Origin of the sequence: Maribacter litoralis, from assembly GCF_003075045.1 — a bacterium.
Lineage (GTDB): Bacteria > Bacteroidota > Bacteroidia > Flavobacteriales > Flavobacteriaceae > Maribacter > Maribacter litoralis.
Genome location: NZ_QCZD01000008.1, coordinates 12,890 through 26,026 on the forward strand (window position 1 = coordinate 12,890; position 13,137 = coordinate 26,026).

General features: G+C 34.8%; 8 protein-coding genes and 2 tRNA genes. 9 read left to right on the forward strand and 1 reads right to left on the reverse strand.

The features are described from left to right. Nucleotides 1-52: 52 nt before the first annotated feature. From DCS95_RS19170 to DCS95_RS19210, 9 genes are all read left to right on the forward strand, one after another. Nucleotides 53-127, forward strand: a tRNA-Val gene (locus tag DCS95_RS19170). Nucleotides 128-986: 859 nt separating this feature from the next. After that, nucleotides 987-4,091: a SusC/RagA family TonB-linked outer membrane protein gene (locus DCS95_RS19175; RefSeq protein ID WP_116772415.1), complete on the forward strand. Its 3,105-nt coding sequence runs from the start codon at nucleotides 987-989 to the stop codon at nucleotides 4,089-4,091. 19 nt (nucleotides 4,092-4,110) lie between these two features. Further along, nucleotides 4,111-5,559 (forward strand): RagB/SusD family nutrient uptake outer membrane protein, encoded by a 1,449-nt coding sequence (locus DCS95_RS19180; protein WP_116772416.1) that lies wholly within the window; start codon nucleotides 4,111-4,113, stop codon nucleotides 5,557-5,559. 10 nt (nucleotides 5,560-5,569) lie between these two features. After that, nucleotides 5,570-7,483 (forward strand): PKD domain-containing protein, encoded by a 1,914-nt coding sequence (locus DCS95_RS19185; protein WP_116772417.1) that lies wholly within the window; start codon nucleotides 5,570-5,572, stop codon nucleotides 7,481-7,483. Nucleotides 7,484-7,497: 14 nt separating this feature from the next. Beyond that, complete coding sequence (locus DCS95_RS19190; RefSeq protein ID WP_116772418.1) at nucleotides 7,498-8,409, forward strand: polysaccharide lyase family 7 protein; 912 nt, start codon at nucleotides 7,498-7,500, stop codon at nucleotides 8,407-8,409. A gap of 10 nt (nucleotides 8,410-8,419) precedes the next feature. Continuing rightward, on the forward strand, nucleotides 8,420-9,397 hold the full coding sequence (locus DCS95_RS19195) for a polysaccharide lyase family 7 protein (RefSeq protein ID WP_116772419.1): 978 nt from the start codon (nucleotides 8,420-8,422) through the stop codon (nucleotides 9,395-9,397). 183 nt (nucleotides 9,398-9,580) lie between these two features. Then, complete coding sequence (locus tag DCS95_RS19200) at nucleotides 9,581-10,282, forward strand: FadR/GntR family transcriptional regulator (RefSeq protein ID WP_116772420.1); 702 nt, start codon at nucleotides 9,581-9,583, stop codon at nucleotides 10,280-10,282. Between the two features lie 92 nt (nucleotides 10,283-10,374). Then, entirely contained in the window at nucleotides 10,375-11,637 is a 1,263-nt protein-coding gene (locus tag DCS95_RS19205) for an Nramp family divalent metal transporter (protein WP_116772421.1), read from the forward strand. A gap of 92 nt (nucleotides 11,638-11,729) precedes the next feature. Further along, a tRNA-Val gene (locus DCS95_RS19210) sits at nucleotides 11,730-11,804 on the forward strand. Between the two features lie 3 nt (nucleotides 11,805-11,807). On the opposite strand, the gene DCS95_RS19215 is transcribed toward DCS95_RS19210, so the two are convergent. Beyond that, nucleotides 11,808-13,085, reverse strand: coding sequence for a UDP-N-acetylmuramoyl-tripeptide--D-alanyl-D-alanine ligase (locus DCS95_RS19215; protein ID WP_116772422.1), 1,278 nt, complete (start codon nucleotides 13,083-13,085; stop codon nucleotides 11,808-11,810). Nucleotides 13,086-13,137: the final 52 nt, after the last annotated feature.

A 13,137-nucleotide genomic window follows, 5' to 3' on the forward strand; every position in this document is an offset into this window, starting at 1 on the left:
ATTTTTCTTTTGAGAATTGTAAAAGTATTATATATTTGCACACCCTTAACAAGGGCTCTTAGCTCAGTTGGTTCAGAGCACCTGCCTTACAAGCAGGGGGTCACTGGTTCGAATCCAGTAGGGCCCACGAAATAAAAGGCTTTCATGAAAATGAAGGCCTTTTTTCATTTTTAAATACTTCATTTATATTTCATTTATTCCTGTTGAAATATTAAATATTACCAATATCATAATTTCAAAATTCTTGGTATAAACACCACCATTAATTCAGTATTAAATGTTCTTGCTCAAATGCGTTAAAAGATTCGATTTCTAAACGTGTAACTGTGCTTTTTAATTTCGTTGTGTTTTATTAACGTCAATATTCTCCTCCAATAATGTTAAATTTTTAATATTTAGAATTTTTCTATTTGTAAGCTGCAATTGAAAAATTAAAAAGGTTGTTAAAAAGTTTAGTTCATGTCTGTAATGCCTATAAATACTGTAGTTATAGGCTAAATATCAATTTGATAATTATCACCCTTTATTTTATTAATTCTATAATTTATTAATGGAAATTACTTCTTACCGATAAAAAAATAGCCTAGAAATTTTCAAAGTAATTTTTTTTAACAAGATAATAACATATATTTGGTAAACCAGTTTGACGAACCAATTTGGTAAACCAATTAAATTATTTGATGAAAACTATATTATTAATTAATAAAAAAATGAAATGACACCTTAGAAGAAAGTATAAAAAAAAGGACGGGTGCTAGCCCATCCTTTTTGTAAAAAAGAATTACTTCAAATTGAAAGGGAAGTAACAAACATGTAAGTATTGCTATTTACACATTTAATACAAAAATAAGAATTATCCTTGATTCTTATGTAAAATGTGTGTTATAGTAAATTAACAATTATGATGTAGAATTTAATTCTACGTTTTAAGTAGATCAAAAAGAAGGCGGAGGCCAATTCAAAAGAACTAACTTAATATAACACAAATGAAATTTAAACTAAAATTTTTTATGGTTGCAATGTTGCTGGTCAACATTCAATTATTTGCACAAGACTCCTATGATTTATCGGGTACTGTGACAGATGCAAACAATGTGCCTATACCAGGTGCTAATATTATTGTTGCGAAAAGTACCAGAGGTACGCAAAGTGATTTTGACGGTAATTTTACTATTAAGGTAGCAAGTGGTGATTTACTGCAAATTTCTTATATAGGATATGCTACACAGACGGTAGCTATTATTGATCAAAAAACGATAAATGTTACTTTAAATGAAGACGCCAGTCAATTAGATGAGGTTGTAGTAGTAGGTTATGGTACGCAAAAGAAATCTACTTTAACGGGTTCAATATCTAAGGTGACTAATGAAACTTTAGATCAAATTGCAGTGTCAAGGGTAGATGATGCATTAATTGGTCAAGTGTCTGGTGTAAATATTCAAGCAACAAATGCTGAAGCTGGTGGTGCTCCAACTATTACTATTAGAGGTGTGGGATCTGTAACGGCAGATTCTGGTCCTGCTTTAGTGGTTGATGGTATTGTAGTGAGCTCAGAGTTTCTCGCTAACATAGACATGAACGATGTGGAATCTTTTGAAGTATTGAAAGATGCCGCTTCTGCTGCAATTTATGGTAGTGAAGGTTCTAATGGTGTAATCTTGATTACAACCAAGAGTGGTAAGGCTGGAAAAACAAAGTTTAGTTATCAGACCTATACAGGTTTTAAAGATGCACATGGAAGCGATGATTATAGAAAGAGCGTTGCAGAATGGGCTAAAATAGAGCAGGCTGCGACTGGAACCTTGTCCGGTGAAACTTTATACGCCCAATTGTTAGTTGCAACTACTGGTGTTGATAGAGATTGGCAAGATGTATTTTTTGATGGTGGTACTGTAACCAGTCACTCTTTTTCAGCGCGTGGAGGTACGGAAGATACAAAGTTCAGTGCGTCACTAAGGGCCTTACACGATGAAGGTGTGGTTATTACGGATGATTATAAGTTATATACTGGAAACATTAAGTTAGATACTAAGTTAGGTGATAAGGTAAAGTTTGGATTAAGAGCTTCTCCTTCATATACTTCACAGAGAAGATTGCCAACATCAATTCATAACCCAACTAGACAATCACCTTGGCTTCCTATTTATCATACAGAAGAAACACTTCAGTTTATAGATAGAGATGTTTACCCTAATGTTGGGGTTGGTGATTATTTTTATGAAAACCATCTGGTTAATTTGGATTTGGATAATGATGGTAATACCGAAAGACCACGTACTTCCGGTGATTCAAATCCCTATGCCCAATATGTGGAAAGAGAGCACTATGAGTATAATACTAAATTATTTGGTTCTACATATGTAAGCTATGAGATCTTGGATGGTTTAACTGCCAAAACATCTTTAGGGGTTACCTTGGAGAATAGAAAACGTACAAGATATGATGGGACATTACATCATGCTTCAGGTAATAGTAGGGCAGCTTACTATTTGGCCAATAGATCAAGAACTAGATTAATTAATGATAATACATTAAATTATTCTACCAATTTTGGAGGAGACCACGATTTGAATTTGCTGGCTGGTATGACCATTCAACAAAGAAAGTCAGAAGAAAGTATAATGACTGGAGGTGGTTTTTCAAATGATTTATTAAAAAATTTCCAAGGAGCAACCTTAATTGATAATCCTACAGAAATAAATACCGAACTTAAGAAAGTAGGTTATTTTGCTAGAGTTAATTATGCATATAAAGATAAGTATTTAGTCAATGCGTCTTTTAGACGAGATGGTAGTTCTGTATTTGGTGTAGACTCTAAATATGGTAACTTCCCCGCTGTTTCATTGGGGTGGAATGTTGCCAAAGAAAACTTCTTATTGAATAGTGATGTGGTAAATAATTTGAAGTTTAGAGCTAGTTATGGTTTAACAGGTGCTGAAAATTTCAATGTAGGTGATGATAACGTAAATCTTTACCCTTATTTAGCACTACTTCAAAACTCTAACGCAATTACAGATGGTAGTATCACGCCTGGTGTGTCTCCAAGAAATATTGCTAATGCATTATTACAGTGGGAGGCTTCTGAAGAATTGACTTTTGGTGTTGATTTCGGATTTTTAAATAATAGAATATCAGGTTCTGTAGATTATTATAAGAGAACAAGTGATGAATTGTTATTGGAAAACCCCGTGTCATATATCACAGGTTTTACAAGTGGTATAGTAAATTTAGGAGAAGTTGAAAATAAAGGTGTGGAAGTTGAGTTGAGAACCAAGAATATCGTGGGGGAGAAATTTAGATGGAACTCTACGCTGATTGCTTCAACTAATCAGAACGAATTGTTGAGTTTTGGAGATTCTAACAACGCTTTAATAGAAGATGATTATGGTAGAAACTCTCAATGGATAAATAGAATTGGTGAGCCTATATCATCTTTTTGGGGGTATGTTGTTGATACGGATTTATATGATGACACACAATTTAGAACTACCTATGTAGATAATCCTTGGAATAGAATTAACGGTCAGGCCGATGATACGATTGTTAAAGATTTAAATGGTGACGGTATCATTACGGAAGAAGATAAAACCATTTTAGGTGATCCATACCCAGATTTAGTATACAGTTTTACTAATGAGTTTCAGATGGGCAATTTTGACTTCTCATTTATGGTGCAAGGTAGTTTAGGTGCACAGGTAAACAATATAGGTGATCAGTATTTTTACAATTGGTTTGGAAATAGGACTCGTAGTGGAGGAGAGGCACAAGCAGTTGCTGACGGTCTAGTGCCACATACATCTTTTATTCAAGAAAAAGTATTGACAAGTGAAGTAATTGCGAATGCAGACTATTTCTCTTTAAGAAATATAAATCTTGGATATAATTTTCCTGATGATGTAACATCTAAAATTGGCATTGGTGGTTTAAGGGTTTATGCAACTGCTCAGAACTTACTATACATCACCGCCGATGATTATCATGGTTTTAATCCAGAACATGTAGATGGTTCTAACCCAAGGGCTTACGGTTCTCAAAGAGCTGGTACGCCAATATTTAGAACATTGACATTGGGTCTTAACATTGATTTTTAATTTATAAAAGATACTTATTATGAAACATATAAAATATATAGTCTTTATGATCACAGGTGTGATATTCCATTCCTGTAGTGATGATTTTTTAAACCCATTGCCAGAGACGGCGGTTGCGGTTGAGTCATTCTTTCAATCAGATGCAGATGTTTTAGCCGGTGTAATTGGCATTTATGATGCATTACAAGGTGTAAATGAAAATACGACCACTAATATAGGTGATGCCAATAGAGGGGTTCAGTTTGAACATTTATTAACAGAACATAGAACTGATAACACACGAAACGCAACTCTCGAAGGGTCTAAATCAGATTTTCATAGATATGTTGTAAATGCTAATAACGTAGAATCTGAAGATTACTATCAGTCAATGTATGAGGTTGTTTTTAGAGCTAATAATATCTTAAGCTTTATTGAGGTAGCCGATTTGGAGAATCAAGCAAAGTATGCAGCTGAAGCAAAATTTTTAAGGGCATATGCCTATTTTAATTTGGTTAGATTGTATAGTGACGTTCCTTTGGTGACCGAAGTAGTTGGTCCTACAGATAACGAAGCTTTATTTACAAGAATTCCTGAGGCGCAGATATATGCTCAAATTGTTGCAGATTTACAGGAGGCGGTAGATGTTTTGGATAATTCTTCTAAAGCAAGAGCATCTAAGGCAGCGGCGCAAGGTATTTTGGCTAAAGTTTACATGACCCAGCCAAACAAAAATTATTCAGGTGCTGAACAACTATGTGAAGCAATTATCAACAGTGGTGACTATTCTTTGGAAAGCAATTATTCGGATGTATTCTATAGTGAACTGAACGATGAAATTATTTTTGCTATTCAATATGTGGCTGGTAACAGTGCAGAGAGTCAAAGCTTTTCTTCAGAATTTACGTCTACTTTTCGTCAAGGAAGAGAAGATGGTCAAAACATAGTTAATGATAATTTAGTTGCTGATTTTGTTGCTTACGGAGGAGATAGAACAGAAGTATCTTATGTTACTTTTAACACTACTTCTGAAGTTGCGAAATTTTTACCTGAAGGCTCTGATTTAAGTGTTACTCCACCAGATTATGGTTTGAGTGCTAGAGATGCCGGAAATGATTATATAGCTTTAAGATATGCTGATGTATTGTTAATGCATGTAGAAGCGGCAATTGGAGATGGTACCAGTACTACTGACATAGGAGCGTTGGAATCTTTTCAAAAGATCAAGGATAGAGCTTTTCCAGATACTGCTCCTAACACCGTTTCAAGTGTATCAAAAACAGAATTATTACGAGAAAGACGTGTTGAGTTAGCATTTGAAAATCAACGTTGGTTCGATTTACTTAGGTTTGGTGTAGCCGATCAAGTATTGAGTGCACATGCCGAAGAAATGGGGTATGTTTTTACCTCTAGAGCCTTATTACTACCAATTCCAGCTAGGGAAATAAATATTAGCGGTGGTTTATTAACACAAAATCCAGGATATTAATATAAAAACTATGAGACAGAAAGTAAATATATTTAGTAAGACAAAACTATTGCTTATGGCTTTAGTTTCGGCTAGCATAGTGGTTAGTTGTGTAAATGATGAGCTTTTTAGAGATGATTTACCTGATACTAATTCTAAGGTAGATACCATATTTCCAGCAGCTAATTTTTCTTATGCGGCTTCGTCAGATGATTTTAGAACAATAAATTTCACAAACCTTGCTACTGAAGCTAGTGATTTTGAATGGGATTTTGGGGATGGAAACACTTCCTTAGAGCAGGATCCTACATTTACATTTGACGGAGAAGGTACATACCCTGTTACTTTAACAGCAATTGATGGAAATGGTGTTACTGGGTCAACTACCATAGAAGTAATGGTAGTGGAAGGACCGTTTCAACCTATAATTCTTGAAGCTGGTTTTGAAGACGATACTTTACCTGAAGGAGGGGGAGATGGTCGTGATTCATGGAGAAACAGTGATTTAGGCGGTGTAATTCAAATTACTGGTAGTCCTGTTACATTTGGTGATCAAGGAGCAAAATTACCGGTACCGGCGGGTGATCGTGTAGGCTATCAAGAAATCACTGTAGAACCTGATACTAATTATGATTTAAGTTTTTGGTACACTATGTTGAGTGGATCTTCCGATCCATCTTTAACGGTAGCAGTTTTAGGTGTAACCGAAAATGGACCTTTTGCCACTAAAGAAGAAGCAAACGATGCCGTTATAGCATCTGTAACAGTTACCGATGATTCTGAGCCGGATGTTTATGTACAGCAAAAATTATCCTTCAATTCAGGAATAAATAATACAGTTGCAATTTATTTTACAAATGGTGAAGTAGAAGCTAGATTAGATGATTTTACAATTGAAGTGGGAATTCCTGGAGCTGTGCCGCCTTCGGCTGGGTTTGATTTTACACAAAGTGAAGAAAATTTCCTTGAGTATGCATTTACAAATGCTTCAGTTAATGCATCAACCTATGAGTGGGATTTTGGAGACGGAAACACCTCAACGGAAGAGTCGCCAACTCATGTTTATGAAACTGCAGCGGAATATGTTGTAACATTAAATGCAACAAATGATTCTGGTTTATCTACCGAATTGACTAAGACTATAAATATTTTAGCACCTGTTACCGCAGGTTTTAGTTCAGAAGTTGATCCCGATGATCATAGAACATATTCCTTTACAGATGAATCTGTGGACGCAGTAATGTTATTATGGGAGTTTGGTGACGGTTACCAGTTTACAGGAATGAACCCAACCCATACTTATGAAGAAGATGGAATTTATGTAGTTACTTTAACGGCCTACAGTCAAACAGGTAATACTTCTGAGGTGACTGAACAGTTGACTATTGCTGAAGGTTTTGTTGTAGAAGTTGTCAATGGTGATTTTTCAGATGGTTCTTCTAGCTGGAAGCCTTCTAGTTTTGATGGCAGTAATACCAACGCTTTTAATACAAGTTCCGATGGTGATTCTTTTGACTACGCAGGTACGGATACAGGTTCTAAAACACCTGGTGCAAAGTATACAGGTAGCACTACAATGGTTGGACCGTTAGAAAGTCTATCTAGAACTTCTACTTCTAGAGCGGCATATCAAGAGATTACAGTTGAACCAAATAAAGAATATACAATTGAGTTTAGTGCTGCTATTACGAATAGTGGTGATGCTGTTTATGTAGAAATATTGGATGGATGGTTTGATGGAGATGGTGCGGCTGCTTTTGCTAGTTCTACCGGTACAGGTCCCTTAGGAAGAGCTGTTGTTAATGTAGCTAATGGGAAAGGTAACTTTACAATTGGTACGGATACTTTTACTGCCAATACAAGTGGTGAAGTTACTATATGGATGTACTCATTGACTACGGCCGATGCATGGGTTGATAATATAAAAGTTTATGAAGCTCCGTAATTCATATAAAACTAATGATTAGAGTATCATATCTTCTCATATTGTTGTTAATGTTTCTCTCTGTTAAGGTTACCTCCCAAAATGTGGAAGGTAACCTTGCAGAGTCAGAAACAAAGATTGAGAAACGTAATAAAAAAAAGAAAAGAAAAAAAACTAAACTCCCTGATATAGATTTATCTCACTGGAAAGTAACTATTCCTGAGGGTTCTGGCAAGGGAGGTGCTATTAGTGTTGAGCCGCCAGAAATTTTGGATTATGCTAAAAATGATATCCTAAAGCCTTACATGTACAATGACTCTACAAAAGGAGCTTTAACGTTTTATGCTTATCCTACCACAGCTACCACAGCTAATACTAAGTATTCTAGATCAGAGCTCAGGGAACAAATGGTTCCTGGTGATGACAATGAAAACTGGACATTTAAACAAGGTGGTACCTTAAAGGCAAAACTTTCGGTAGATGAAGTATCACGAGATAAAAATGGTAAGTACCATAAGGTTATCATTTTGCAGATACATGGTAGATTAACCGACGAACAAAAAGAACTAATAGGTCAAAAAGATAATAACGCCCCGCCAGTATTAAAAATTTACTGGCATAATGGTAAAATACGGGTGAAAACCAAAAAACTAAAGTTTTCTAATGTTAATGGAATAGGCATATTGCATGAGGAAGCTTGGACAGATGACGAAGGATTTAATTTTGAGCAAGAAGTAGGATTTGGGAAGTTTCAGATCGAAATAAAAGTAACGGATGGTAAGATGGTTGCTTCATTGAACAATACCGAATTTGCCGTGTACGATGATTTTAATATGAAACGTTGGGGAGTGTTTGAGAATTATTTTAAAGCAGGTAACTACTTTCAAAGTAGGGATGAAGGTTCATTTGCTAAAGTCAGTTTTTATGACCTTGAAGTGAAGCATTAATTAGAATTATATGATTTCAGGTAATATTTTAAAATATAAAAAGATAACAATAGCAAAATACTGCTTGGCTATAGCATTGATATTTAACTTTTTAAGTTGCAGTAATGATGCGGAAACAGTTGAAGAAGAGATTGTTCAAGAAGAGGAAGTAGTTGAAGAGGAAGTAGAGGAAACTCCTGAGCCTGAAGAAGAAGTGGTTGTGGAAGAAGAACAAGTGGAAGGTGTCGATTATTTTTTGCCGAATATAGATTTAAGCAACTGGAAGGTGACATTACCAATTGGTAGCCCTACTGAGGTTAATCCACCAGAAATATTGGATTACGCCACCAATGAAACGTTATTACCTTATATGTATAACGATTCTACAGATGGTTCTTTGGTTTTTTATACATCACCAGGTTCATCTACTACGAATTCGTCATACTCAAGAACAGAGTTAAGGGAACAAATGAATCCGGGAAGTAATAGTACAAATTGGACATTTGCACAAGGCGGTAGTATGAAAGGGACTTTGGTCGTTCCTGAAATTTCAGTAGATGCAGGAGGAGATTTTCATAGAACTATGGTTATGCAAATTCATGGTAGACTAACCAATGAGCAGAGAGATTTGATTGGTGAAGATGATAATAATGCACCCCCAATGTTGAAAATTTATTGGCAAAAAGGTAAGGTCAGAGTTCTTACAAAGAAACTTAAAGATGTAAATGCATCTGATGAGGAGATTTTACATACTGATGCTTGGGAAGATAATGAGGGACACACATTTTCGGAAGAGATAGGTAATAATCAATTTACTGTCGAGATTATTGTTTCCGAAGGTAGAATGGAAATCATATTAAATGACAATGAATCTGTTGTTTACGATGATATACATATTGAGAAATGGGGCGTGTTTGAAAATTATTTCAAAGCTGGTAATTATTTGCAAACTGTAGACAACGATGCATTCGCTTATGTTAAATATTATGATTTGGAAGTAACGCATTGATTTTGAAAGATAAAATGACCCCTAGAGTAATAAAGAAAGTTGTTTGAGTTAGATTTGTTGAAATGAATTTACTGGTCTGTTATCAGACCAGTAAATTTTAAAATTAGAATTTAACCAGTGGTGGTTCAGTTGATATTGATAGTATCGGAATAACTGACGATTTTCTCTTAAAGTAAGTTATAAATGAAATTAGAAATCCTCACAAAGACAGAAAATAATAAAATACAGAAAGAGATCATACTGCAGCTCCGAGATTTAATGAATAATAAAAATCTTGAGCCAGGTGATAAATTGCCGTCAGAGCGAACGCTGTCCGAGAAATTTGGAGTGAGTAGAAGTAGTGTTCGCGAGGCTATACAGAAGTTGGAGTTTTACGGAATTCTAATTTCGAAACCCCAGAGCGGTACTTTCGTTGCAGAAATTGGTCAAGTTGCCATGAATGGTATGGTTAACGACATTTTAAGATTAGATGAGCCAGATTTTAAGTCATTGGTAGAGACAAGAATCTTGTTAGAACTTAAAACTGTTCGTTTAGCGGCAAGAAGAAGAACCGATGATGACTTGGAGTTGATGAAAAATGCCTTGGATGCTTATAAGGTGAAAGTTGAAAATGGGGAGGATGCAGTTCAAGAAGATTTGTTGTTTCATTTAGCTATAGCAAAGGCAAGCGGAAATAGTACGATGAATACATTTATGTTGATCATAACCCCCGAAATTCTAACCAATTTCGAGGAGTATCATGTATGTGATAAAGATATGGCATTCAAAGGTATACAAGAGCATCAAGATATATTTGACGCTATTAAGGAGCAAAATCCTCAATTAGCAAAAGAGAAAATGAAAGTACATTTCAAAAATCTTTATCAATACTGCTATAATATATAGAATTAAAATATTGTAACTGAAAATCACTTTATTATATAAATAATCACCTTTTTACTTAATAATTAAGTTTAGGTGGATTACAAATAAACCATATGCCTAAATCATCTGTTTGGAAAAAAATATTAGCATTAGTATTGGCATTTGGTCCTGGTATTTTTGCCATTGGATATACCATTGGAACAGGAAGTGTCACTTCAATGATTGTTGCGGGTAGTACGTATGGCATGCAATTATTATGGGTGCTACTTTTAAGTTGCCTATTCTCTGGTATGTTAATGTATGCCTATGGAAATTTTGCTTTGGTAACGGGTGAAACCGCATTGTTTGCATTCAAAAAGCATTTAAAGTGGGGAAAATTGATTGCAATCTTAATTATTCTTGGTATTTCATTTGGTCAATGGAATTCGTTAATGGGTATTTTAGGTATTTCCGCTAATATAATTTATGAAATCTTCCTTATTTATTTTCCCTCGCTGGTTGATGTAAAGTATGAATCTGTTTTAATCATTGCAATAGCAGTAATAGTGATATTTTACTGCTTACTGCTAGTGGGTAAATATGCTTTTTTTGAAAAAATATTGGTCATTTTCGTTACCATAATGGGGCTTTCGTTTATTATTTCTCTTTTTATGGTTTATCCTTTACCGGTAGAGGTGGTAAAGGGATTGATCCCTACGATACCAAAAGTTGAAGGCGGTCAAATGATGGTTGCAGCTTTCGTTGGTACAACTATGGCTGCGGCTACATTTCTCTCTAGGCCATTATTCGTAAAGGGTAAAGGATGGACAATCAAAAATAGAAGTCAACAAAAAAAGGATGCAATAATAGCGGCTTCATTGGTGTTCTTTATTAGCGCTTCAGTTATGGCTGTTGCTTGTGGAGCCTTATTTCATCAAGGTCAACCTGTAACCAAAGTTTTGGATATGGTGAATACTCTTGAGCCAGTTGCCGGTAAATTTGCATTAACATTATTTTTCTTTGGAACTTTAAGTGCAGGTCTCTCTTCAATATTTCCATGTTTATTGATTGCGCCAATACTACTTGCAGATTATCAGTCTGGCGAATTAGATACCAATTCAAAACAGTTTAGAATTATAACGGCAATTGCTTGTGTTTTTGCTTTGATTGTGCCAGTGTACGGGGCAAATCCTATAGAAATGCAAATACTTTCTCAGGTATTTAATGTTTTTGTCTTGCCACTGGTAATATTAGGAATTATTTTATTGATCAATAATAGAAAAATTATGACGGAGTATAAAGCAGGTATTTTGCTCAACATCGGACTTTTTGCAGCCTTATTCTTTTCTTGTGTTATTTCTTATAATGGAATAGTGGCTTTGTTAGGTTACTTTTAAGCTAAAGAGGTACAATTAAATAAATTAATTTTAAACGTTTCAAATTAATTTGGTATAACCTTATCTTTGGGCTCCTGTTACTTTAATGTTATGGGATATTAGCTCAGTTGGTTTAGAGCGCTGCCTTGACAGGGCAGAGGTCACCGGTTCGAATCCAGTATATCCCACTATTAAATGTTTTCCAAAACTCTTTCAAGCGCCATGCCGCGAGAGCCTTTAATAAGTATTGTTGAGTTAGTTTTAATTGGATTGGTTTTTAGAAAAGCCTTTAATTCATCAAAGGATTTCATTTGTTGTGAATTTGCTGAAGTTTTATGAAAATTCTCGCCTACCAGGATTACTGTTTCAAAATTTAATTTTTCCGTTAGATCGACAATAGCCTGATGTTCTTCCTTCGCCGAATTTCCTAATTCAAACATATCACCTAAAATCAAAATTTTATTGGTTTTTTCTAGTGAATTGAAGTTTTCAATGGCAACTTTCATACTTGAAGGGTTGGCATTATAGGCGTCTAAAATAATATAATGGTTTTTGTTATTTATAATCTGTGATCTGTTGTTGTCTGGCGTGTAGTTTTCAAGAGCGAGTTTTATACTTGGTACTTCAATATTAAAATATTTACCAATGATTACGGCGGCACAACAATTAGTGAAATTATATGCGCCGATAAGGTTGGTGTTAATTTCTACTTTTTCGACCATAAGATTTACGAACGGTTGCGCATTCATTAATTCTATATGGTAGTATTTAGGGTTTATAGTGCTAAAACCGTACTTTTTGGTGTAGCTGCTTAGTTTTTCTAGCTGAATAGGGTCATCCGCATTTAAGAAAATTGATTTATTGTTATTGGTCAGGTAGTTATATAGTTCGCTTTTACCTTTTATAACTCCCTCAATTCCTCCAAACCCTTCTAAATGTGCCTTTCCGAAATTTGTAATATAACCAAAATCTGGCTCAGCAATCTTACATAAAAATTCAATTTCCTTTAAATGATTTGCACCCATTTCGACAATGGCGATTTCAGTGTCAGGTTTAATGGTCAGTAGGGTCAATGGTACTCCAATGTGGTTGTTTAAGTTGCCTTTGGTTGCTATGGTTTTATATGAGGTACTTAGTACAGCGTTTATTAATTCTTTTGTAGTGGTTTTTCCATTGCTTCCGGTAAGGCTTATAACCCGAGCTTTAGATTGTTTTCTGTGAAAATTTGCTAATTGTTGCAATGCCGTTAAAACATCATCTACTAGTATAGTTCTCTCATCAATAAAGTATTGTTCTTCATCTATAATAACTAAGCTAGCTCCGCTGTCAAGGGCTTTTTGAGCATAGGTGTTACCATTAAAATTCTCTCCTTTTAATGCAAAGAATATGTCGTTTTCTTTAATCTTTCTTGTGTCTGTACTTATAGAAAGGTTTGCTAAGAAAGCAGAATGTAAATCTTGAATTTTCATAAAATCGAAGATAAAAAAAAGCCCTTTAAGAAAAGGGCTTTTTTTAGTTCGT

Bases quoted from the DNA above. Each gene is read 5' to 3' on its own strand.
- DCS95_RS19175 (WP_116772415.1), top strand. From the start codon at position 987: ATGAAATTTAAACTAAAATTTTTTATGGTTGCAATGTTGCTGGTCAAC.
- DCS95_RS19180 (WP_116772416.1), top strand. From the start codon at position 4,111: ATGAAACATATAAAATATATAGTCTTTATGATCACAGGTGTGATATTC.
- DCS95_RS19185 (WP_116772417.1), top strand. From the start codon at position 5,570: ATGAGACAGAAAGTAAATATATTTAGTAAGACAAAACTATTGCTTATG.
- DCS95_RS19190 (WP_116772418.1), top strand. From the start codon at position 7,498: ATGATTAGAGTATCATATCTTCTCATATTGTTGTTAATGTTTCTCTCT.
- DCS95_RS19195 (WP_116772419.1), top strand. From the start codon at position 8,420: ATGATTTCAGGTAATATTTTAAAATATAAAAAGATAACAATAGCAAAA.
- DCS95_RS19200 (WP_116772420.1), top strand. From the start codon at position 9,581: ATGAAATTAGAAATCCTCACAAAGACAGAAAATAATAAAATACAGAAA.
- DCS95_RS19205 (WP_116772421.1), top strand. From the start codon at position 10,375: ATGCCTAAATCATCTGTTTGGAAAAAAATATTAGCATTAGTATTGGCA.
- DCS95_RS19215 (WP_116772422.1), bottom strand. From the start codon at position 13,085: ATGAAAATTCAAGATTTACATTCTGCTTTCTTAGCAAACCTTTCTATA.